Here is a 21,838-nt window from a genome sequence, read left to right as displayed (position 1 = left end):
CTCCGCCGCCGAAAGCCACGATCCGATGCCGGTCGTGGAGCACCCGCTGGTGCGGGAGCAGCTCGGGATCGCTTAGTGGAGGGGTGCCTGGCATGGAGCCGCGCGGCACAGCGGTCCAGGCGCGAGAGCGAAGAACGTGTGTCGGTGGCGGCGATGACAGGTGCTCCCGTCGCTCCCGAGGTGTAATGCACCGCCTCGTGCAAGGCGCGGACTGGGAAGCCGTTCAGCATTGGCCCGGGGTCGTCCGCCGGAGCGGTTCGTCTGGCACAGCATCGTGCGCTGACCCGCCACAGCCCAAATTCAGCACCCTGTCGGCGAAGCGCCCAGCCGGACTGAGGTTTTCCGCATCTGTTAAGACCGGTGCGTGGCCCCAAACGCGCACTGACCGATCTGGACCTGGAGAGCGAACTGTCCTGAGGCGAGAACGGCCCCCTTCCGCGTGGGAAGGGGGCCGTTCAGCGGTCAGAGCTTCGCGAGGCCGGGCTTGAGCTTGTCCAGCACCCACGGGATGTCGTAGACCGTCGGGTAGCGCAGGGCCGAGATGGTCGCCATGTCGACCACCAGGTAGTTGCCCGACTTCACGTTCGCCACGAGCTGGTTGCTCTCGAATGCCTGCTGCAGGTCGGGCGAGGTGAACGCGATGACCACGAGGTCGGCCGCGAGCTTGTCGTACTGCTCGGGCGACAGCGAACCGGTCGGGCTGCCGGAGTCGTTCTGGCCCAGGTTCGCCACGTTCGGCGACAGCTTCAGGCCCAGCGACTGGATCAGCTGCACCGCGAAGTCCTTTTGCGACACCAGCGTGAAGATCTTGCCCGCGGTGTTGCCGACGGAGGCGGTGAACGTCTTGCCCGCCGCCTTCGGGTAGTCCGCCTTCACCTTGTCGATGGCGGCCTGCGTGGTGTCGATGACCTGCTGTGCCTGGCTGGACTTGCCCAGCGCCTTCGCCGTCACCTGCACGTGTTCCTGCCACGACTGCGCGCCCCACTCGGTCGCGTAGCCGACGGTCGGCGCGATCTTCGACAGGTTCGGGTACTCCTGGTCGAGGCCGTAGTCGGCGGTGGCCAGGATCAGGTCCGGCGTGAGCGCCCCGACCTCCTCGGCGTTGACGCCGTTGGTCGCGTCGACGATCTTCGTCTTCGCCGGATCGAGCTTGCCCTCCAGGTAGGCGGGCACGCCGGACGTGCCGGACTTGTTGAAGAACGCGACCGGCGTCACGCCCAGCGCCAGCGCCGCGTCCAGGTCGTCACTCGACGTCCCGACCACGACCACCCGCGAAGGCGCTTTCTCGATCGTCGTCGAGCCGAACTTGTGCGTGATCGTCACGGGGAACGCGGCGGCATCCGTCGCGGCCGAGGACGACGGCGCCGAGGACGACGAGTCCTGCACGTCGCCGCACGCGACCAGGCCGAAGGAGACGGCGCCCGCGAGCAGCAGGGCGCCGAGGATTCTCTTACGGGACATGAACTGCCTTTCCTGAACCGGCGGGGCAGCGGCTACCGGTCGTAACCGCAGTGCTGTTGCCGCTTAGGTTTGCCTAGCCAAACTGCCCCGTCAAGGCGCGCTGCATCACCCTGTGACCAGTCCGTTAGGAATCGAGGTAGCGCACCACGGCCAGTACCCGCCTGCTGAAGCCCGCCGTGTGGGCGAGGCCCAGCTTGTCGAAGATGGAGTTCACGTGCTTCTCGACCGTGCTCTGCGACACGTGCAGCTCCGCCCCGATACCGGCGTTCGAGTGCCCCTCTGCCATCTTCGCCAGCACCTCGACTTCACGCTCGGTGAGCGTCGCGAGCGGATCGGTGTGGGACGAGCGGGCCAGCAGCCGCCGCACCACCTCGGGATCGAACGCAGCGCCACCCCGCGCCACGCGGTCCAGCGCCTTCAGGAACTCGCCCACCTGCATGACGCGGTCCTTGAGCAGGTAGCCCACGCGTCCGCGTTCGCCGGTGATGAGGTTCGTGGCGTACCGCTTCTCCACGTACTGCGACAGCACGAGCACCCCCACGCCCGGCCAGCGGCGCCGGATCTCTAGCGCCGCTCTCATGCCCTCGTCGGTGTGCGAAGGCGGCATCCGGACGTCGGTGACCACCACATCGGGCTGGTGCGCCTCGGTCTCGGCGAGCAACGCCTCCGCGTCGCCGACCGCGGCGACCACCTCGTGCTCCTCCTCGGACAGCAGCCGGACGAGCCCTTCGCGCAACAGCGTCGAGTCCTCGGCCAGGATCACGCGCACGGCAACACCGCCCCGATCCGCGTCGGCCCGCCCTCGGGACTGTCCACAGTGAACTCGCCCTCCACCCCGGCGACCCGCCGCGCCAGCCCGGACAACCCACCGCCGCCGAGGTGTGCCCCGCCGAACCCGTCGTCGACGACCTCGACGTGCACGCTGCCCGACTCCTCCAGCACGGACACCGCGATCCGGCTCGCGTCCGCGTGCTTGACCGCGTTCGTCACGGCCTCCGAAACCACGAAGTACGCGGCCGTCTCGACGGCTGCCGGTAGTGAACCGACTTCACACCGCAGGTCTACCGGCAAGCCTGCCCGCTCGGCGAGCGATTCGAGCGCCGCGGGCAGGCCTTCGGAGGCCAGCGCGACCGGGTACACCCGCCACGCCACCTCACGCAGGTCCTCCAGCGCCCACGTCGCCTCCTCGTGTGCCTGGCGTAGCAACTCGTCCGACCTCGTGCTGTCCTTCGCGCGCCGCGCACGGCCCAGCAGTATGCCGAGCGCGACGAGCCGTTGCTGCACCCCGTCGTGGATGTCGCGCTCGATCCGGCGGCGCTCCTCGTCCACGGCCGCCAGCACCTCGGCCCGGCTCTCCGCGAGCGCGGTCACCCTGCGCTGCAACAGTTCCCGCTGGCTCGGGCCGAAGAAGTACCGCGCCAGCCGCCGCTCGAACGACACCACGCCGGCCAGCCCCTGCAGCGCGACGAACAACAACACGGTGCCGAGCAGCAGGACCGCGAGCCCGTCGTACCAGTCGTGGTCCCGGCCGATGGGATCTCCGCCACCCAGCGGCCGCCCGGTGGCGACCTGCCACAGCATGATCCCGATGGAGGTCCCGCCCAGCGCGATCAACACGAAGATCCCCGCCCCGATGCCGCCGAGCACGCACCGCACCGACAGGTACCGCAGCGCGCGCTCGCCGCGGTAGTCGTCGGCGTTCTCGCTGCCGTACCAGCGCGCCAGCCTCCGACGGTCCACTTCGGCCAGTGCGCGGGCAGCCGCGAACACCCGCGGCCGCACGGCCCGGACCGCCAGCGACGGCACGGCGAGCACCACGAAGACCGCCTCCGCGAACGCGGCGAGACCGCCGAGCGCGAGCCCGACGGTGATCCGGGCGGCCCGGCCTACGTGGTTCATGACGTCGAGACTAGCGAGCGGCGGGGCCGTGCGGACTGCGGTTTTCCACAGTAAAAGTCGGCGGTCGACCGCATGGTCCGAGGCGGCCGCGGTTCGTAGCGTCGGATGGCATGAGCGAATCACTGACAGGCCTGGCGGGCTGGGCCGTACACCTGATGGACACCCTCGGCGGGCCCGGTGCCGCGCTGATCGTCGGCCTGGACAACCTGTTCCCGCCCATCCCCAGCGAGCTCGTGCTGCCACTCGCGGGCTTTTCCGCGAGCCAGGGCACGTTCACGCTCCTCGGCGCACTGGCCTGGACGACGCTGGGTTCGGTGGCGGGGGCGATGATCGTCTACTGGCTCGGCGTGCTGCTGGGCCGCGAGCGCACGCGCGCGTTGATCCTGCGGATCCCGTTGCTGAAGGCCGAGGACTTCGACCGCACCGAGGCGTGGTTCGCGCGGCACGGGCAGAAGGCGGTGTTCTTCGGGCGGATGGTGCCGATCTTCCGGAGCCTCATCTCGCTGCCGGCCGGGATCGAGCGAATGCCCTTCGCCCGGTTTCTCGCGCTCACCACACTCGGGAGTCTGTTGTGGAACACCGCGTTCGTGATCGCGGGCTACCTGCTCGGCGCCAACTGGCACGTCGTGAACGACTACGCCGGCGTGGCCCAGTACCTGGTCCTCGCCGGCGTAGCCGTCGCGATCATCGGGTTCGTCGTGGTGCGGCTCAGGCGGCCTGGGCGACCGGCGCCGACGCGGCAGTGAGCGCCAGCTCCAGCACCTCGCGGACGTTCGACACGGGGTGCACGTCAAGCTCGGCGAGGACGTCCGCGGGGACGTCGTCGAGGTCCGGCTCGTTGCGCTGCGGGATGATCACCGTCTTCATCCCGGCCCGGTGCGCCGCCAGCAGCTTCTGCTTGACGCCGCCGATCGGCAGCACCCGCCCGGTCAGCGAGACCTCACCGGTCATCGCCACGTCGGCCCGCACCACGCGGCCCGACAGCAGCGACGCCAGCGCGGTGGTCATCGTGACCCCGGCCGACGGGCCGTCCTTCGGCACCGCGCCCGCGGGGACGTGCACGTGAATACCGCGCTCCTTCAGGTCACCGACCGGCAGCTCGAGCTCCGCGCCATGAGACCGCAGGTACGACAGGGCGATCTGCGCCGACTCCTTCATCACGTCACCCAGCTGGCCGGTCAGGGTCAGCCCGGTGCCGCCGGACTCCGGGTCCGCCAGCGAGGCCTCGACGTAGAGGACGTCACCACCGGCACCGGTGACCGCGAGACCCGTCGCGACGCCGGGGGTGGCGGTCCTCTGGGTCGACGCGGGCAGCGAGGACTCGGGCAGGTGCCGCGGCCGGCCGAGGTAGCCGGGCAGGTCCTCGGCGTCGACCGTCACGGGCAGGGTCGCCTCGCCCAGCGCGGTCTTCGTCGCGATCTTGCGCAGCACCTTCGCGATCGTCCGGTTCGCGTTCCGGACGCCGGCCTCCCACGTGTACTCGGTGGCGATCCGGCTCAGCGCCGCGTCGGTGAACACCACGTCGCCCGGCTGCATCCCGGCCCGCTCCAGCTCACGCGGCAGCAGGTGGTCCCGGCCGATCACGACCTTCTCCTGCTCGGTGTAGCCGTCCAGCGTCACCAGCTCCATGCGGTCCAGCAGCGGGCCGGGGATGGTCTCCAGCGCGTTGGCGGTCGCCAGGAACACCACGTCGGACAGGTCGAGCTCGACCTCCAGGTAGTGGTCGCGGAACGTGTGGTTCTGCTCCGGGTCCAGCACCTCGAGCAGCGCCGCGGTCGGGTCGCCGCGGTAGTCGGCGCCGACCTTGTCCACCTCGTCGAGCAGGACCACCGGGTTCATCGACCCGGCCTCCTTGATGGCGCGGACGATGCGGCCCGGCAGCGCGCCGACGTAGGTGCGCCGGTGCCCGCGGATCTCCGCCTCGTCCCGGATGCCACCGAGCGCGACGCGGACGAACTCGCGGCCCATCGCCTTCGCGACGGACTCGCCGAGCGAGGTCTTGCCGACCCCGGGAGGCCCGACGAGCGCCAGCACGGCGCCGGAGTGCCGCCCGCCGACCTGACCCTTGCCGGCCTCGGCGCGGCGGGCACGCACGGCCAGGTACTCGATGATGCGTTCCTTCACGTCGTCCAGACCCGCGTGGTCGGCGTCCAGCACGGCGCGGGCGGCGGCGATGTCGTGCACGTCCTCGGTCCGCTTGTGCCACGGCATCTCCAGGACGGTGTCCAGCCACGTCCGGATCCAGCCGCCCTCCGGCGACTGGTCGGAGGTCCGCTCCAGCTTGTCCACCTCGGCCAGCGCGGCCTTGCGGACGTGCTCGGGCAGGTCGGCCTTCTCGACGCGGGCGCGGTAGTCGTCCTCACCGTCGCCGCTGCCGTCCAGCTCGCCCAGCTCCTTGCGGATCGCCTCCAGCTGGCGGCGCAGCAGGAACTCCTTCTGCTGCTTCTCCATGCCCTCGGCGACGTCCTTGCGGATCGTGTCGGTGACCTCCAGCTCGGCCAGGTGCTCGCGGCTCCACTCGAGCGCGCGCTCCAGCCGGGCCGCGACGTCGAGCGTGCGCAGCAGCTCCAGCTTCTGGTCGAGGTCGAGGTACGGGGCGTTGCCCGCGAGGTCCGCGATCGCGGACGGGTCCTCGAGCTCCTGGACGGCGTCGATCATCTGCCAGCCGCCACGCTGCTGGAGGATCGAGATCACCACGGTCTTGTACTCGGCGGCAAGCGTTTGCGCGCGCTCACCGCTCAGCTCCGCCGCTTCCTCCACACGCATCCAGCGGGCCGCGCCGGGGCCTTCGCCGGTCTCGCCGACGAGCGCTCGACGGGTGCCCCGCAGCAACACGGCGGCCTTGCCGCCGGGGATGCGGCCGATGCGCTCGATCGTCGCGACGGTGCCCAGCTCGGCGTACTCGCCGTGGACGCGCGGAACGATCAGGACCTCGGCCTTGGCGGCGGGCAGGGACCGGATGCCGGGGAACGACGGTGCGCTCGGTGCTTTCGCCTGCGCGGATTCCACCGCGGCACGGACTTCGGGCTCGTCGAGCTCCAGCGGGACGATCATGCCGGGTAGCACGACGTCCTCGTCGAGGGGAAGCAGGGGCAGGAGCCTGGATTCAGTCATCGGGACGCTCCTTCTAGTTGAGTCTGCACAGCTCAACTTCGCCGCGTCCCGTTTTGTTTCCGCAGGTCGTTCGCTATGAGCGAGCGGCGTTCCGGGAATAAACAGCGGGCCTGCGGTACCAGTAGGTCCACAGCGGGCGGTAGCCGTGCCCGTACCAGAACGGCGTCGAACGGGGGCTCGCGAGCGTGTGGTGCAGCAGCACCGCGTCGATCCCCGCCTCGTCGTAGAGCTGGTGGGCGTGGGCCGCCAGCGCGGTACCGACGCCGGACGAGCGGGCGGCCTCCGACACTTGCAGAGAAGAGAGGTAGCCGACGCGCTCCGCGGCGACGAACGGCGCGACCCAGTCCGTCTCCGGCGGGTACTGCAGCCGCAGGAACCCCAGCGGGCGTCCGTACAGCTCGGCGAGCCACACCGTCGGCTCCGTCCGGTCCAGCTGCGCCGCGAGGTCGGCCCGCAGTAGCTCGCCCGCGTTCTCCCGCAACGTCACGAGCCCGAACTGGGCGTCGTAGCGCTGGAGCTCGGTGTACAGCTCGACGGCCGTGTCGAGGTCCGCAGGCTCCGCCGCACGCAGGCGCACGCCGGGTTCGGCGGGTGGGCCGGCCGCGGCGAGGCGGTCGGCCGGGCGTACGGCCAGCACGCGCACGGGTGCGAAGCCGTGCCGCAGCAGTTCCGCCGAACCGGCTGGCTCCCGGCTCGGGCGGGCCACGACGGCCGCCGTGTCCCAGTCCCCGGCGCTCGCCACACCGGTGAGATGTTCATCCCATCGTATGAGGATTTCGGACAGTGCGGCTTCCGGTTCTTCGCCGGTCAGCCGGACGTCGAGCCGGTGCTCCACGAGTGGCCGCCACAGAGAGTCACTTGATCGTTCAGATACTTCGCTGCGCCACGCGTGCCCCTCGGCGGCCGAACCCGCGGACCCGGCGCGGAAAACGGTTACCGACTCCGGTGGCGGGGCAAGCGGGTTTGACAAGGGCAGCAACGGGTCGGCGGCCCTGGGGCCGGTGGCCTGCGGTGTCGCGATCGCCTCCGTGTCCATGCCGGTATTGAAGCGCTCTTGCTCGATCCAGCGCAGCACTTGTTCGGTTACCGCTCGTCATCGGAAAAAGAACGCCACTCGGGTTCCCGTTTCACCCGGTAGTCGCCATGGCCGCGGACCGTTGGCGCATTGTTAACTAAGGGCTGATCTGATGACGATCAGAGACGGGCTGAAGTACGCCCTCCGGGGTACAGTGACACCCTCATTCGTGCGGAGATCGAGTTTTCCGTGCAGGTGCGCCGGGGGCCAGGGGTGGGAAGGAGGTCGCATGCCGGGCACAGGCGGCACACCGGACACAGCCGCTCCCGCGGCCGCCGGTGGCGAAGCCCGCCCGTCCTCCGGGGAGGCGGCAGGCGACGAGCGGCGGTTCCGCATCTACACGGCCGTCGTCCTCACCTTCGGCATCCTGTCCGCGGCACTGGTCTCCGTGCTGTGGCTGCCGTTCCACGGGCACGCCTCGCTGTGGTGGATCGGCCCGGTGCTCGCGCTGTCGTTCCTGCTCGCCGAGCAGCTGGGCATCAACGTCGACGTGCGCAGCGGTATCTCGTGGACCATCTCCTTCACCGAGATCCCGCTGGTCATCGGCTTCTTCGTGGCCCCGTTCGAGGTCGTGCTCGCCGCGCACCTGGTGGCGGGCATCAGCACACTCGTCGTGCGGCGCGTGTCCGGCCGCGTCCTCTACAACGCGGGCGCGTTCCTGCTGGAGATCACGAGTGCGTTCGCCGTCGCGGGCCTCGTTCAGCACGCCACCGGCACCACCGAGATGACGTGGCCCGCCGCGCTCGCCGGCACCCTGACCGCGCCGCTGGCCAGCACGCTGCTCGCGCTCGCGGCCGTGCGCGTGCTGCGGCGGCGGATGCGGATCGGCACCGCGCTGCGGCTGACCGGGCGGATCCTGGTCGTCGGGTTCGTCAACGCCTCGGTGGGCCTGAGCGGTTACCTCGTCATCGCGGGCACCAGCAACGCGTGGCCGCTCGTGGTCGCCGTGTTCCTCGGCCTTTCCGCCCTGTACTGGGCCTATTCGGACCTGCTGCGCGAGCAGCGGGACATGGAAGCGCTTTCCGACGTCAGCCTGATGGTCGCCAGGTCGGGGCAGCAGGCCGCCGCCCGCCCGGCGAGCCGCGTCGACGACCTCAGCGGCGGCGTGAACGCCAGCGACTGGGCCACGATCGCCGAGCGGATCAAGGACCAGCTCTCCGCGGCCCGTGTCGTCCTGCGCCTGCGGCTGGAGCCGACCGCGGCGATGACCACCGTCGTCGCGGGCGAGCCGCTGCCCGGTGACGGGCGGCTCGGGGAGGACGCGCTGGTCCGGCTGCCGGGCTCGCACGTCCGGCATTTCCGCATCACGGAGGCGAACGCCGACGTCACGGCCGCACTGCTGGACCGCAACGCGCAGGAGGCGCTGGTCGTCCCGCTGCGCAGCGCGAACCAGCTGCTGGGGGTCGTCGAGGCGCACGACCGGCTGTCGCGCTGGCGCGGGTTCGGCAAGTACGACGTGCAGCTGCTCGGCACGATGGCCAGCCACCTCGCGACGGCGCTGGACAACCGGCGCCTGCTGGCGACGCTGCGCCACGACGCCTACCACGATCCGCTGACCGGTCTGCTCAACCGGCCGGGCTTCCGGCAGGTGGCGCGTGAGCCGTTGCGGGACCAGGACGCGGCGGTGCTGCGGGTGGATCTCGATGTGTTCTCGACGGTCAGCGACGCGCTCGGCTACACCTGGGCGGACCGGATGGTGATCGCCGCGGGCCGGCGGATCCGGGACGCACTGGGCCCGGACGTCCCCCTCGCCCGGCTCGAGGGCGCGTCGTTCGCGGCGCTGCTCGTCGGCTACCCGAGTTCCGAGATCCACGCCGTCGCGGAGCGGCTGCGCGGACAGCTGTCGGCGCCCTACCCGGTGGACCGCCTCACGGTCGAGGCGAACGCCATGGTGGGGTACGCGACGCCGCTGGCCGAGGACAGCGAGAGCACGGACATCGACGCGCTGCTGCAGCGGGCCGACGTCGCCGTGCGGGCCACGCGCGGTGGGGAAGAGGTCCGCGCCTATGTGCCGAGCATGGGGCAGATCTTCCTGCGCCGGTTCCAGATGGTCACGCAGTTCCGGCAGGCGCTGGAAGAGGGCCAGCTGAGCGTGCACTACCAGCCGAAGATCTCGCTGCCGAGCAAGCAGGTGCTGGGTGTCGAGGCGCTGGTCCGGTGGGTGCACCCGGAGTTCGGGAAACTGGACCCGGACGAGTTCGTGCCGGCGGTCGAGGCGGCGGGGCTCATCGGCGTGCTGACCGGTTTCGTGCTGGACGAGTCGCTCAAGCGCGTGCGCAAGTGGATGGACGAGGGGCTGCGGATCTCGGTGGCCGTGAACCTGTCCGTGCGCAACCTGGCGGACGTGGACTTCCCGGCGAAGGTGGTCGACTCCCTGCGGCGGTTCGGGGTGCCACCGGGGCTGCTGACGTTCGAGCTGACGGAGTCCGGCGTGATGGCCGATCCGCAGAAGGCGCTGCCCATCCTGCAGGAGCTGCACGAGCTGGGCATCGTCCTGGCGGTCGACGATTTCGGGACGGGATATTCGTCACTGGCCTACCTGCGGCGCCTGCCGGTGGACGAGGTCAAGATCGACAAGAGCTTCGTCCTGGGCATGGGCACGGACCTGGGTGATCTCGCGGTGGTGCGCTCGATCGTCGAGCTGGGTCACTCGCTGGGCCTGACGGTCGTCGCGGAGGGCGTCGAGGAGGACATCGCGAGGGACCAGCTGGAGGCCATGGGCTGTGACGTGGCGCAGGGCTACCTGATCTCGCGTCCCCTGGCCGAGGACCGGCTGGAGGCCTGGCTCCAGGCCCGAACGGCCAGGTCAGCGGGCCGTCAGCGGGAGACGATCCTGACGTTGTTGACGTAAGGGACCCCCGGTGCGCGAGGGGTGTCGCCGGTTGTGTAATCTCTTCGAGGCTTCAACGTTGAGGCGTTGATCCCGCCCCTTTAGCTCAGTCGGCAGAGCGTCTCCATGGTAAGGAGAAGGTCTACGGTTCGATTCCGTAAAGGGGCTCTCGGACGGGTGGTAACCTGTCCAAGGGAGCTGGCGCTCCCGGTGCCCTTGGACCCCCGGGCGGTGGGCACATCAGGGCGGTGTAGCTCAGTTGGCAGAGCAAGCGGCTCATAATCGCTGTGTCGCCGGTTCAAGTCCGGCCACCGCTACCGGGATTCGAGTTTTGTAGAGAAAGGCGTAGCCGTGGCTGCCACCGACGTGCGACCGAAGATCACCCTGGCGTGCGAGGAGTGCAAGCACCGCAACTACATCACCAAGAAGAACCGGCGTAACGACCCGGACCGCTTGGAGATGAAGAAGTTCTGCCCGAACTGCGGTACGCACCGGGTGCACAAGGAAACCCGCTAAGCACACAGACCAGAAAGCCGCCGCCCCCACGTTGGGGGCGGCGGTTTTCTTTTTGCGCAGGGCCCCGGGGGCCGAATGTGGTAGGCGCCACCGGGGGCCGGGGTCTTGTTTGCGCGGCAACCCGAAGCGAGCAGGCCGACCCGGGGACGGTGGCTTTCCTTGCGCGGGGAAGCGGCGGCGGAACGGCGAGAGGCCTCGGCTCGCAGCCGCCCAGCAACCCGAGGCGAGCAGGGCTCCCATCCGCCGCACGTGGCGAAGGGAACGAGGGCCCGGCACCCACCGCCACCCGATGACGGAACGGCGGCAAGCCCGCCGCACCCGGCGGCGGAACGGCGGGAGGCCCACCGGCGCACCGGAACCGACGGCGGAACGGCGGGAGGCCCACCGCCGCACCGCACCGGGCGATGCGAAGCGAGCGGCCCCACCGCCCACACCCACCCCCGCCCCGATCCCCAGCCGCACTTACGGCCGGTCTGGCGCGTCAAGAGTGGGCGAAGCCCATCCCGAAGGGACGCCGAAGGCGCTCTTTACGCGCCTCGATCGGCCGTGAACACTCAAGGATCGGGGCGGGGGTGGGGCCGCTCAAGCAGGGCGCGCAGCGCCCGGTGGACCCCGGTGCCCGGGCACTCAAGCGAGCAGGGAAAAAGAATGCCTCGCCAGCGGGCAGGCTCCAGGATGATGGCCCCCAACGGGACCTCGCCTCGGGCAGGTGGTCGAGCTGAGCGATCATCCCGTCGCCTGCGGTTTGTGCATATCACTTTGACCCAGGGCCGCAAGCCTGGCGAGGCAACCGCAAGCGAGCAAAAAGGCTGCGGCCGCCCCTCAAAGTGATCCACCGGTATCAGCCGACGCAACTCTGGGGCCCTCATAGCGCCTGCCCCCGCCGCTCGAACACCACATCCCGCGCCGTCCTCAGCGCCGTCGCGATCGCTCCGGTCAACGCTGCCTCTTCCCCCAGTTCCCCTGGCACGATCGTCGGCCGGAGAGGTGTTGCGTGGGCCAGGGCGCGCTCCAGCGGCGCCGACAGCAGGTCCGTGTTCTTCCCGATCCCACCGCCGAGCACGACCAGCGCCGGGTCGATCACCGCCGCCACCGAGGCCACCATGAACGCCAGGCGCGTGGCCTCTTCCTCGACCGCCTCCAGCGCCCGCGCATCGCCCTCCCGGGCCAGGGTGAAGACGTCCTTCGCGGTGCGCACCGACAGACCCCGGGCCGACGCCATCTCCACCACCGAATGCGCCGCCGCGGCCGACTCCAGCAAGCCTTCGCGCGGGGGTGAGCTGGGCGGCGGCCAGCCGTAGGGCAGGTACCCGACCTCGCCCGCAGCACCGTGCGCGCCCCGGAACAGGACCCCGTCGACCACGATGCCCATGCCGATCCCGGTGCCGACGGTCACGCACACGAACACGTCGGCATCCCGCGCCGCGCCGGCTTCGTACTCGCCGATGGCGGTCAGGTTCGCGTCGTTCTCCACCACGAGATCCGTGCCCAGCAAGGACGACAGCTCGTTGAGCAGGCCCTTGCGCTCCCAGCCCGGCAGGTTCGGCGCGCGCCGCAGCGTCGCCGAGCGGTGGTCCGGGACGCCGGGGGTGCCGACGACCGTCGACACGATGTCCGCCATCCGCAGACCCGCCTCCGCGACCGCGTCCTCCGCCGCCGAGCGCACCGACTGCAGCAGCGCGCCCGCCGAACGGGCCTTGTTCCGGGTGTCCAGCCGCGCCACCACCGAGCCCGCCAGATCCGCCACCGCGACGCGGATCAAACCGCGCCCGATGTCGATGCCCAATACGTGCCCGGCCGCGGGGTTCACCTCGTACACCACCGCCGACCGGCCGGGACCCGAGATCGTCCGGCCCGCCGTGCGCACCAGACCGTGCTGTTCGAGGTCGAGCAGGGCCTGGCCGACCGTGGGCTTGGACAGGCCCGTGTCGGCCGCGATCCGGGGGCGCGTCGCGGGGCCGTGGTCACGCAACCGCTGCAGCACCGCGCGCTGGTTCAGCTCACGCATGCTCGCCGGAGTGCCGACCGCCAACGCCCCATCCCCTGCCTCGTAGAACCCGGTAACGACCAGTTTACGGACGAACCCCTTCCACCAGCGTCAGGTCTATGTTAAGAAACCTTCTTAACAAACGAACGGAGGCGCGCCGTGAGTTCACCCACGCGATCCGAAGCGGCCGGCCTGCAGCGGCAGATCGGCCCTGTGCAGGCGACCGCGATCAACATGACGCAGATGTGCGGTATCGGCCCGTTCGTGACGATCCCCGCGATGGTCGCCACGATGCAGGGCCCGCAGGCGATGTTCGGCTGGGTCGTCGGCGCGATCATCGCGCTCGCCGACGGGCTCATCTGGGCCGAGCTGGGCGCGGCGATGCCCGGCGCCGGCGGCACGTACATCTACCTTCGCGAAGCGTTCCAGTACCGCACCGGCAGGCTGATGCCGTTCCTGTTCGCGTGGAGCGCGGTGCTGTTCATCCCGCTGATCATGTCCACCGGCGTCATCGGACTGGTCAGCTACCTCGGCTACCTCGTGCCCGGCGTGGTGGACGCCGACGGCCACACGACGGTGCTCGGGCACGTCATCGGGATCGCCGTCGTGGTCGTCGTCGTGTTCGCGCTGTGGCGGCGGATCGGCGAGATCGGCAAGCTCACCACGGTCCTGTTCGGCGTGATGCTGTTTTCCGTGCTCGCCGTGGTCCTCGCCGCCTTCACGCACTTCGACGGCGGCCGCGCCTTCGGCTTCACGCCCGGCGCTTTCGGCTCGCACGGCGCGTTCTGGACCGGCCTCGGCGCCGGGCTCGTGATCGCGATCTACGACTACCTCGGCTACAACACGACCGCGTACCTCGGCGCCGAGCTGCGTGACCCGGGCCGGACGCTGCCGCGGTCCATCGTGTACTCGGTGCTCGGCATCATGGGCCTGTACTTCCTGCTCCAGGTCGGCGTGCTGGGCGCGGTGCCGTGGGAGGAGGTGACGAACTCCTCGTCGATCGCGTCGCTGGTGCTGGAACGCACGTGGGGCAGCACGGCCGCCAAGATCATCACCGTCGCCATCGTGATCACCGCCTTCGGCTCGGTGTTCGCGGGGCTGCTCGGCGGCTCGCGGGTGCCGTTCGAGGCGGCGCGCGACAAGCTGTTCCTGCCGTGGTTCGCGCGCCTGCACCCGCGGCTGAACTTCCCGACGTTCGGCCTGCTCGCGATGGGCGTGATCACCGCCGTGGGCTCGCTGTTCACCCTCACCGACGTCATCAACATGGCGCTCGCCGTGCTGGTGGTCGTGCAGTCGGTCGCCCAGGTCGCGGCGATCTTCGTGCTGCGGCGGCGCCAGCCGAACCTCAAGCGCCCGTACCGCCAGTGGCTCTTCCCCGTGCCGACGCTCATCGCGCTGGTCGGCTGGGGCTACATCTTCTACTCCGCGAGCACGCTGTCGAAGTGGCTCACGCTGGCGTGGATCGTCGTCGGCGTCCTCGCGTACCTGGTCTGGGCCAAGCTCGAGCGGACCTGGCCCTTCGGTGAGAAGGAGATCCGGGAGGCGTACGCCGCATGAAGATCGCACTGGGAGCCGCGGTCCTCGCCGCGACCGCACTGCTCACCCCGCCCGCGGCCGCACAGCCGCACGACACCGGGCTCATCACCGTCGGCACGCAAGGGTGGCAGGTGCAGAGCAGCGCCGTCGCCACCGATTCCCCCGAGCAGATCTCCAACCCTGCCTACCGCACCACGAACTGGCTGCGCGTCAGGCCCGACGACGCGGGCGCACCCGGCACGGAGCTCAACGCGCTGGTGCAGAACGGCCAGTGCCCGGACGTCTTCTACTCCGACAACATGCGCAAGTGCTTCGGGTACATGGACAAGCTCGGCCCGGTGACCGTGCCGCGCTTCGCCGTGCCGTGGTGGTTCCGCACCGACTTCACGCTGAACACCGCGCCCGGCCAGAACGTGAAGATGACCATCCCCGGCGTGGTCGGCGAGGCCGACGTGTGGGTGGACGGCAAGCAGGTCGCCACGCGCGAGGTCGTCAGCGGCGCGTACGCGGGCCACACGTTCGACATCACGGGGTTCGTGCGGCCCGGCAAGAACTCACTCGCGGTCAAGATGTACCCGAACGACCCGACGAAGATGTTCACGCTGGACCAGGTGGACTGGAACCAGTTCCCGCCGGACAACAACACCGGCATCCAGTTCCCCATCCAGCTCCAGCTCTCCGACGCGCTGACCGGCTCGGACGCGCACGTCGTGCAGCAGAACGCGGCCGACCTGTCGAGCTCGAAGCTGACCGCGAAGCTCGACGTCACCAACAACGCCGACCGGGCGCAGACCGGTGACGTCAGCGCGACGATCACGCCACCGGACGGCGGGAAGCCGATCGTGGTGCGGCAACGCGTCACAGTGCCCGCGCACAGCACGAAGACGGTCACGTTCGCCCCGGTGACGATCAACCACCCGCGGCTGTGGTGGCCCTACTCGATGGGCGACCAGCCGCTGTACACGCTCAGCACCGCGGTCGCCCAGGGCGGCAAGGTGTCCACCACCTCCAGCCAGACGTTCGGTATCCGCACGGTCACCACGCGGCTCGTCGGCAAGTCGCCGCAACTGCCGGACGGCGCGCGCATCTTCGCCGTCAACGGCAAGGAGTTCGTCTTCCGCGGCGGCGGGTACGCGCCCGACCTGTTCCTGCGCTACTCGAAGTCCGACGTGGCGCACCAGGTCCAGCTGATCAAGAACATGGGCCTCAACGGCATCCGGCTCGAAGGCCACGACATGCCGCAGGACTTCTACGAGCAGATGGACCGCGCGGGGCTGCTGGTGCTCGGCGGTTTCCTGTGCTGCGACGCCTGGCAGCCGGAGACCGAGGCGAACCTGACCAACCGGGACTTCCGCATCATGCACGACTCCGCGCGCACGATCGGCGAGATGGAGCGGAGTCACCCGAGCGTCATCACCTACGGCTGGAGCGACAACGAACCGTTGCCACGCCAGGAAAGGGAGTCGCTCGCCGGGTTCGCCGAGGCCGACTTCGACGTGCCGATCATCGCCTCCGCCGAGTACAAGAGCACCCCGACGCTCGGCCCGGCGGGGGAGAAGGAAGGCCCGTACGACTGGGTCCCGCCGTCGTACTGGTACGACACGACGCACTACGACCCCGACGACCCGACCCGCACCAACGCCGGCGGCTCGTGGGGTTTCGCGAGCGAGCAGAGCGCCGGGCACACCGTGCCCACGCTCGACTCGATCAAGCGGTTCCTCTCGCCGGAGGAGCAGGCGAAGCTGTGGCAGGACCCGGAGTACAACCAGTACCACGCGAACTTCGAGCCAGGGCACGGCGGTTACGCCTTCGGCACGCTGTACACGTTCGACACGGCGCTCAAGGCCCGCTACGGCGGCTGGTCCGATTTGGACTCCTACGTCCAGCTGGCGCAGCTGCAGAACTACGAGAACACCCGCTCGCAGTTCGAGGCGTTCCTCGACCACTCGACGGACAAGGCGAACCCCGCCACGGGCATCGTGTACTGGCAGCTCAACAAGGGCTGGCCGACGCTGTTGTGGTCCCTCTACAACTACGACGGCGACCAGCCCGGCGCCTACTACGGCGCGCAGAAGGCCAACAAGCCGCTGCACGCCCTGCTGGGCTACGACGACAACCAGGTCACGATCGACAACCTCGGCGGCGCAACGCAGGATGGCCTGAGCGTCGAGGCGAAGGTCTACGACCTGAACGGCACGCTGCTCGACGACCAGAAGGCCGGCGGGCTGGCGTTGCGCGGCCAGGAGGTCCGCAACGACGTGCTGCGGCCGAAGCTGCCCACCACGGGCTCGGTCCACTTCGTGGAGCTGCTGCTGTCGCAGCACGGCAAGGTGGTCGACCGCAACGTGTACTGGCGCTCCACCAAGGCGGACGTGGTCGACTGGCCGTCCACTTTGGGCAATCCGCAGGCGACGATGACGCAGTACGCGGACTTCTCGGCGTTGCAGTCGCTGCCGCCGTCGTCGGTGCGGGCGGTCGCGAAGACGCCCCGGCCGGGGCTGACGCAGGTCACGCTCACCAACACCTCGGACAAGGTCGCGTTCTTCCTGCGTGCCGACGTCCGGACCGGCGGGGCGCAGGTGGCGTCCGCGACCTGGGACGACAACGACATCACGTTGTGGCCCGGTGAATCGCAGACCCTCACCGCGACGTACGACCCCGTCGCGGCGCCGCAGGTCAGCGTGGACGGGTTCAACACTCCGGCGATCACGGTGGGCGCGTGAGCGAAGAGGTTCTCGGGATCGACTTCGGCGGCACGAAGGTCGCCGTCGGAGTCGCCGACCGGGCGGGGAACTTGGTGCGCCAGGCGCGGCTGGACACCGAGGCCGAACTGGGGGCCGGGCAGGTCGTGTCGCGTGCGCTCGCCGCCGCGCGCGACCTGCTCGACGGCACCGAACCCGCCGCCGTCGGCGTGGTGAGCCCCGGCATCGTCCTGCCCGACCGCATCCTGCTCGCGCCCAACGTGCCCGGCTGGGAGGACCTGCGGCTGCCCGAGCTGGTGGCCGCGGAGTTCGCCGCGCCGGTCACGGTGGGCACGGACGTCAAGGCGGCCGGGCTCGCCGAGGTGCGCTGGGGCGCGCTCGCGGGCGCGGATCCGGCGGTGTTCCTGTCGCTGGGCACTGGCATCGCGGCCGCGATCGTCGTCGGCGGGCAGGTGCTGGCGGGCGCGAACGGCGCGGCGGGGGAGATCGGGTACCACCTCGTCGACGGCGCGGACGAGGGCTTCGCCTCGGGCGCGGCCCCGCTGGAGGAGGCCGTGGGCGGGCGCGGGCTGGGCCTGCGGGCGAGCGCCGCGCTGGGCCGCCCGGTGACCGCGGCGGAGCTGTTCACGCTGGCCCGCCGTGACCCCGCGGCGAAGGAACTGGTGTCACGCGCGCTCGACGAGTTGTCCCGGCACGTCGCGAACCTGGCGATCACGCTGGACCCGCGGCGGATCGCCGTCGGCGGTGGCCTCGCGGGGTCGAACGACGTCATCCTGCCCGCGCTGCGGGAGCGGCTGGCGCAGGCCGTGCCGTTCCCGCCGGAGGTCGTGGCGGCCCGGTTCCCGCACGACGGCGCCCTGCGCGGGGCGATCGCACTCGCTGGGTAATGTGCCCCTCGTGCCACTCGACCAGTCGTTCATCGGGCGTAGCTATCCGCCGACCAGCACCTACGAGGTCGGCAGGGAGAAGATCAGGGAGTTCGCCGACGCCATCGGCGACGACAACCCGGTCTACCGCGACCCGGAGGCGGCGCGTGCCGCGGGTCACCCCGACGTGATCGCGCCGCCGACGTTCCTCACGGTGATCAACCTGGCCGCGATCAACACCATCGTCGCCGACCCCGAGCTGGGGCTGGACTACTCGCGGATGGTGCACGGCGACCAGAGCTTCCGGTACACGCGCCCGGTGTGCGCGGGCGACCGGCTGCGGCTGACGACGTTCGTCGAGGACATCATGACCCGCGCGGGCAACGACTTCCTGACCGTGCGCGCGGAGATCACCGACGACGCGGGCGAGCCGGTCTGCACCACGCGCGCGCAGCTCGTGGTCCGAGGGGAGGCTTGATGGGCTACACGGTCGGAGACGAGCTGCCGCCGCTGGACGTGCGGGTCACGCGGGACAGGCTGGTCCGGTACGCGGGCGCGTCGCTGGACTTCAACCCGATCCACTGGAACGAGCGGTTCGCCAAGGAGGTCGGGCTGCCGGACGTGATCGCGCACGGCATGCTCACGATGGCGCTGGCCGGGCGCCTGGTCACGGACTGGCTGGGCGACCCCGGCAGGCTCGTCGAGTACAGCTGCCGGTTCACCCGCCCCGTCGTGGTGCCGGACGACGACGAGGGCGCGCTCGTCCAGTTCACCGGCAAGGTCGGCGAGGTGCGCGAGGACGGCACCGCGCGCGTGGACATCACCGCGAAGTTCGACGGTAAGACGGTGCTGGGCAAGGCGGTCGCCTTCGTCCGGTGAGCCTGCATCCCAAAGTGGTACCATGGTGGGATGAGTAAGCAGATCGCGGTGCGCCTGCCGGACGAGTTGGTCTCCTTCATCGACGATGTGGTCGGCGAGGGCAAGGCGGCCAGCAGGGCTGAACTCGTGTCGCGGGCGTTGGAGCGCGAACGCAGGCGCATCATCACCGAACGCGACATCGAGATCCTGCAACAGGCCGGCGGTGCCGGTGATGATCTCGACGGGCTGGCAGAGCACGCCGCTCGCACTCCGCTGGTCGATCTCGACTGATGCGTCCTATTCACGCCGCGCGTCTCGACAAGGTGCGTCCGGTGGTCGTGTTGACCCGGGAGCTGATCCGTCCGCACCTCTCGAACGTGACGGTCGCGCCGATCACGTCCACAGTCCGCGGCATCGCGACGGAGGTGGCGGTGGGACCCGCGAACGGGCTCGACCACGACAGCGTGATCAGCTGCGACAACATCCAGACGATCTCGAAGGCTGATCTCGGGCGGCAACTGGGCTTCCTGCTGTCGTGGCAGGAACGGCAACTCGGCGAAGCCATCAAGCTGGCTTTCGACCTCGACTGACGCCGGTCAGTGCAGCACGTCCAGCACCGCGTCCGCCATCGCGCGCTCGCCGTTCGCGTTCGGGTGCAGCGCCGCTGCCGGTGAGGACGGCACCAGGTCCTCGACCCACTTCGTCGCCGCCTTCTGGCACAGGTCGTGCCCCTTGCTCGGCGTCGCCGTGTCCACGTACCCCGCCTGGTGCGCCTTCGCCTGCTCTTCGAGCATCGCGTTGAGCCGGTCCGCCATCTCCCGCACGTAGGCCACGTCCGCGGGCACGAGCGGCAGGAACGGGAAGCAGCCGTCGCCGTCGGGCAGCACCGTCGGGTAGCCCACCAGGAGGATCCGCGCGTTCGGCGCCTTCGCGTGGATCGCCGTCAGCGCGGCGGCGATCTTGGGCGCGGCCGCGTCGATCCGCTCGGCCAGCTGGTCCCGGCCACCCGCGGTGAGCCGGTTCCGGCACGGTGCCGCGTTCGGGTCGTCGGTGCCGCACTGCTGGATGAGGCCGATGAAGCCGATGTCGTTGCCGCCGATGCCCAGCGTCACGAGCGTGGTGTCCGGCGTGACCGCGTCGAGTTGCGGCGGGTTCGTGCCGTCGTTCGTGCGTTGCGGCGTGTAGAGGTGCTGGGTCGTCGCCCCGCCGCAGCTGACGTCGGCGAACTGCGCCGGGCGCAGCTCGGCCGCGACCAGGTGCGGGTAGTTGTTGTCCGAACGCTGGCAGCCCGGCGGCGTGCCCGCCGCCTTCCCCGTCCCCGGCGCGGACGTGTACGAGTCACCCAGCGCCACGTAGCGGCCGGACTGGACGGGCACGGAACTCACCGGCGCCGGGGGCGACGCCGACGAGCCCTGCCGCGACTGGTGGTAGGCGAACGCGCCCGCGGCGGCCAGCACCACGAGCGCGATCAGCCCGACGAGGAGTTTCCTGCCCACCCGTTACAGGGTGCGCTACTTGGCCTCGGCCAGCAGGTCGGCGACCCGCCGCACGCCCTCGACCAGGTCGGCCTCGGCCAGCGCGTAGGAGAACCGGAAGTAGCCCGGCGTCCCGAACGCCTCACCCGGCACGGCCGCGACCTCGGCCTCGCGCAGCATCAGGTCGGCCAGCTCCAGCGTGTCCTTCGGCCGCTCGCCGCGGATCTCCTTGCCCAGCACGCCCTTGAACGACGGGTACGCGTAGAACGCGCCCTTCGGCGTCGGGCATTCGACACCGGGGATCTCCGACAGCAGCGACACGATCTTCTTGCGGCGCACGTCGAACGCGGCCCGCATCTCGTGCACGACGTCCAGCGGCCCCGACACGGCGGCCAGCGCGGCCCGCTGCGCGACGTTCGCGACGTTGCCGCACAGGTGCGTCTGGTAGCTCGTCGCGGCCTTGACCACGTCCTGCGGGCCGATGATCCAGCCGACGCGCCAGCCGGTCATCGAGTACGTCTTGGCGACCCCGTTGAGCACCAGCGTCCGGTCGGCCATCTCCGGCACCACGACGGGCAGCGAGTAGTTCTTCGCGTCGTCGTAGACCAGGTGCTCGTAGATCTCGTCGGTGATCACCCAGATGTCGTGCTCGTAGGCCCAGCGGCCGATCGCCTCGATCTGCTCACGCGGGTAGACCGAGCCCGTCGGGTTGGACGGCGAGTTGAACAGCAGCACCTTCGTGCGTTCGGTGCGCGCGGCCTCCAGCTGCTCGACCGAGACCAGGTAGTCGGTCGACTCGTCCGCGGTGACCTGCACCGGCACGCCGCCGGCCAGCTTGATCGACTCGGGGTACGTCGTCCAGTACGGGGCCAGCAGCAGCACCTCGTCGCCCGGGTCGAGCAGCGTGGCGAACGCGGAGTACACGGCCTGCTTGCCGCCGTTGGTGACGAGGACCTGGGACGGCTGCACCTCGAAGCCGGAGTCGCGCAGCGTCTTGGCGGCCAGCGCCTCGCGCAGCTCGGGCAGGCCGGCGGCGGCGGTGTAGCCGTGGTTCGCGCGGTCGCGCACGGCGGCCGCGGCGGCCTCCACGACGTAGTCCGGCGTCGGGAAGTCGGGCTGCCCCGCGCCGAAGCCGATCACCGGGCGGCCCTCGGCCTTGAGCGCCTTGACCTTCGCATCCACCGCGAGGGTCGCCGACGGCGTGATGCCGGCGATGCGGGCCGAGATGCGCGGGCGGGTGACGGTTGCGGGAGAGGTCATGGCCCCATGGTGGCACGCGCGCCGTGTGATCAAACACGCAGGGGAGGGCGTCGGGAGGGCTCGGTTGCGGGCCGGTCGGGGCCTTGCCGTAGACTGCCGAACTTGGAACGTCCGGCGCGTGACCCCGCACGGAATGCGGGGTTGGTGAAGGGCGTCCGGCGAGCGGTGGTTCAGCTCGAAGGGGTGTAGCTCAGTTGGTAGAGCAGCGGTCTCCAAAACCGCAGGTCGCAGGTTCGAGTCCTGTCGCCCCTGCTTCGGC

At 70.4% G+C, this 21,838-nt stretch carries 18 protein-coding genes and 3 tRNA genes; 13 read left to right on the top strand and 8 right to left on the bottom strand.

Annotation, left to right across the window (positions count from 1 at the left end; genetic code table 11):
- Positions 1-462: 462 nt before the first annotated feature.
- The 3 genes from BMZ92_RS07990 to BMZ92_RS07980 all read right to left on the bottom strand — a co-directional run bounded on the left by BMZ92_RS07990 (position 463) and on the right by BMZ92_RS07980 (position 3,360).
- Complete coding sequence (locus BMZ92_RS07990; protein ID WP_091505078.1) at positions 463-1,461, bottom strand: ABC transporter substrate-binding protein; 999 nt, start codon at positions 1,459-1,461, stop codon at positions 463-465.
- Between the two features lie 124 nt (positions 1,462-1,585).
- Complete coding sequence (locus BMZ92_RS07985) at positions 1,586-2,230, bottom strand: response regulator transcription factor (protein ID WP_091505077.1); 645 nt, start codon at positions 2,228-2,230, stop codon at positions 1,586-1,588.
- Positions 2,221-3,360, bottom strand: coding sequence for a sensor histidine kinase (locus BMZ92_RS07980; RefSeq protein WP_091505076.1), 1,140 nt, complete (start codon positions 3,358-3,360; stop codon positions 2,221-2,223). The genes BMZ92_RS07985 and BMZ92_RS07980 overlap by 10 nt, the downstream gene beginning before the upstream one ends.
- A 110-nt stretch (positions 3,361-3,470) precedes the next feature.
- Here BMZ92_RS07980 and BMZ92_RS07975 point away from each other — a divergent pair, with 110 nt between their 5' ends.
- Positions 3,471-4,106, top strand: coding sequence for a DedA family protein (locus BMZ92_RS07975; RefSeq protein WP_091505075.1), 636 nt, complete (start codon positions 3,471-3,473; stop codon positions 4,104-4,106).
- Here BMZ92_RS07975 and lon read toward each other — a convergent pair.
- The gene (gene lon, locus BMZ92_RS07970) at positions 4,069-6,474 is read right to left on the bottom strand and encodes an endopeptidase La (protein WP_091505074.1); all 2,406 of its coding nucleotides are present in this window, start codon (positions 6,472-6,474) and stop codon (positions 4,069-4,071) included. The two genes, BMZ92_RS07975 and lon, sit on opposite strands and share 38 nt — an antisense overlap.
- A 73-nt stretch (positions 6,475-6,547) precedes the next feature.
- Positions 6,548-7,309, bottom strand: a complete 762-nt coding sequence (locus BMZ92_RS07965; RefSeq protein WP_342743473.1) for a GNAT family N-acetyltransferase — start codon at positions 7,307-7,309, stop codon at positions 6,548-6,550.
- Between the two features lie 469 nt (positions 7,310-7,778).
- Here BMZ92_RS07965 and BMZ92_RS07960 point away from each other — a divergent pair, with 469 nt between their 5' ends.
- From BMZ92_RS07960 to rpmG, 4 genes are all read left to right on the top strand, one after another.
- Entirely contained in the window at positions 7,779-10,400 is a 2,622-nt protein-coding gene (locus BMZ92_RS07960) for a putative bifunctional diguanylate cyclase/phosphodiesterase (protein ID WP_091505073.1), read from the top strand.
- 74 nt (positions 10,401-10,474) lie between these two features.
- Positions 10,475-10,547 (top strand) — tRNA-Thr (locus BMZ92_RS07955).
- A gap of 76 nt (positions 10,548-10,623) precedes the next feature.
- Positions 10,624-10,696: transfer RNA gene (locus tag BMZ92_RS07950), tRNA-Met, on the top strand.
- Positions 10,697-10,730: 34 nt separating this feature from the next.
- A complete protein-coding gene (gene rpmG / locus BMZ92_RS07945) occupies positions 10,731-10,895 on the top strand; it encodes a 50S ribosomal protein L33 (RefSeq protein WP_091505072.1) in 165 nt (54 codons plus the stop codon).
- A gap of 865 nt (positions 10,896-11,760) precedes the next feature.
- On the opposite strand, the gene BMZ92_RS07940 is transcribed toward rpmG, so the two are convergent.
- Positions 11,761-12,903 carry an ROK family transcriptional regulator gene (locus BMZ92_RS07940; protein WP_091505215.1) on the bottom strand — a complete coding sequence of 381 codons (1,143 nt, stop codon included), beginning with the start codon at positions 12,901-12,903 and terminating at the stop codon, positions 11,761-11,763.
- A 138-nt stretch (positions 12,904-13,041) separates the two neighbouring features.
- On the opposite strand from BMZ92_RS07940, the gene BMZ92_RS07935 reads away from it, so the two are divergent.
- Genes BMZ92_RS07935 through BMZ92_RS07905 form a run of 7 tightly spaced genes read left to right on the top strand, consistent with a single transcriptional unit; the run spans position 13,042 to position 19,434 of the window.
- Positions 13,042-14,439, top strand: coding sequence for an APC family permease (locus BMZ92_RS07935; protein ID WP_091505071.1), 1,398 nt, complete (start codon positions 13,042-13,044; stop codon positions 14,437-14,439).
- Positions 14,436-17,141 (top strand): glycoside hydrolase family 2 protein, encoded by a 2,706-nt coding sequence (locus BMZ92_RS07930; protein WP_091505070.1) that lies wholly within the window; start codon positions 14,436-14,438, stop codon positions 17,139-17,141. Before BMZ92_RS07935 ends, BMZ92_RS07930 begins: the two co-directional genes overlap by 4 nt.
- Complete coding sequence (locus tag BMZ92_RS07925; RefSeq protein WP_091505069.1) at positions 17,138-18,007, top strand: ROK family protein; 870 nt, start codon at positions 17,138-17,140, stop codon at positions 18,005-18,007. The genes BMZ92_RS07930 and BMZ92_RS07925 overlap by 4 nt, the downstream gene beginning before the upstream one ends.
- A gap of 10 nt (positions 18,008-18,017) precedes the next feature.
- A complete protein-coding gene (locus BMZ92_RS07920; protein WP_091505214.1) occupies positions 18,018-18,464 on the top strand; it encodes a MaoC family dehydratase N-terminal domain-containing protein in 447 nt (148 codons plus the stop codon).
- Positions 18,464-18,865: a MaoC family dehydratase gene (locus BMZ92_RS07915; protein ID WP_091505068.1), complete on the top strand. Its 402-nt coding sequence runs from the start codon at positions 18,464-18,466 to the stop codon at positions 18,863-18,865. Before BMZ92_RS07920 ends, BMZ92_RS07915 begins: the two co-directional genes overlap by 1 nt.
- A 30-nt stretch (positions 18,866-18,895) precedes the next feature.
- Entirely contained in the window at positions 18,896-19,135 is a 240-nt protein-coding gene (locus BMZ92_RS07910) for a ribbon-helix-helix domain-containing protein (RefSeq protein WP_091505067.1), read from the top strand.
- Positions 19,135-19,434: a type II toxin-antitoxin system PemK/MazF family toxin gene (locus BMZ92_RS07905; protein WP_091505066.1), complete on the top strand. Its 300-nt coding sequence runs from the start codon at positions 19,135-19,137 to the stop codon at positions 19,432-19,434. The genes BMZ92_RS07910 and BMZ92_RS07905 overlap by 1 nt, the downstream gene beginning before the upstream one ends.
- Positions 19,435-19,440: 6 nt before the next feature.
- Here BMZ92_RS07905 and BMZ92_RS07900 read toward each other — a convergent pair whose 3' ends face one another.
- Positions 19,441-20,340 (bottom strand): SGNH/GDSL hydrolase family protein, encoded by a 900-nt coding sequence (locus BMZ92_RS07900; RefSeq protein ID WP_091505065.1) that lies wholly within the window; start codon positions 20,338-20,340, stop codon positions 19,441-19,443.
- 15 nt (positions 20,341-20,355) lie between these two features.
- On the bottom strand, positions 20,356-21,579 hold the full coding sequence (locus BMZ92_RS07895; RefSeq protein WP_091505064.1) for a pyridoxal phosphate-dependent aminotransferase: 1,224 nt from the start codon (positions 21,577-21,579) through the stop codon (positions 20,356-20,358).
- A 179-nt stretch (positions 21,580-21,758) separates the two neighbouring features.
- On the opposite strand from BMZ92_RS07895, the gene BMZ92_RS07890 reads away from it, so the two are divergent.
- Positions 21,759-21,831, top strand: a tRNA-Trp gene (locus BMZ92_RS07890).
- Positions 21,832-21,838 lie beyond the last annotated feature (7 nt).

It is taken from the genome of Amycolatopsis sacchari (genome assembly GCF_900114035.1).
GTDB lineage: Bacteria > Actinomycetota > Actinomycetes > Mycobacteriales > Pseudonocardiaceae > Amycolatopsis_E > Amycolatopsis_E sacchari.
This window is presented reverse-complemented; position numbering and strand designations above follow the sequence as displayed.

Coding starts and splice junctions, on each gene's coding strand:
- BMZ92_RS07980 (WP_091505076.1), bottom strand. CDS start 3,360: ATGAACCACGTAGGCCGGGCCGCCCGGATCACCGTCGGGCTCGCGCTC.
- BMZ92_RS07895 (WP_091505064.1), bottom strand. CDS start 21,579: ATGACCTCTCCCGCAACCGTCACCCGCCCGCGCATCTCGGCCCGCATC.
- BMZ92_RS07940 (WP_091505215.1), bottom strand. CDS start 12,903: ATGCGTGAGCTGAACCAGCGCGCGGTGCTGCAGCGGTTGCGTGACCAC.
- BMZ92_RS07990 (WP_091505078.1), bottom strand. CDS start 1,461: ATGTCCCGTAAGAGAATCCTCGGCGCCCTGCTGCTCGCGGGCGCCGTC.
- BMZ92_RS07905 (WP_091505066.1), top strand. CDS start 19,135: ATGCGTCCTATTCACGCCGCGCGTCTCGACAAGGTGCGTCCGGTGGTC.
- lon (WP_091505074.1), bottom strand. CDS start 6,474: ATGACTGAATCCAGGCTCCTGCCCCTGCTTCCCCTCGACGAGGACGTC.
- BMZ92_RS07910 (WP_091505067.1), top strand. CDS start 18,896: ATGAGTAAGCAGATCGCGGTGCGCCTGCCGGACGAGTTGGTCTCCTTC.
- BMZ92_RS07960 (WP_091505073.1), top strand. CDS start 7,779: ATGCCGGGCACAGGCGGCACACCGGACACAGCCGCTCCCGCGGCCGCC.
- BMZ92_RS07915 (WP_091505068.1), top strand. CDS start 18,464: ATGGGCTACACGGTCGGAGACGAGCTGCCGCCGCTGGACGTGCGGGTC.
- BMZ92_RS07975 (WP_091505075.1), top strand. CDS start 3,471: ATGAGCGAATCACTGACAGGCCTGGCGGGCTGGGCCGTACACCTGATG.
- BMZ92_RS07930 (WP_091505070.1), top strand. CDS start 14,436: ATGAAGATCGCACTGGGAGCCGCGGTCCTCGCCGCGACCGCACTGCTC.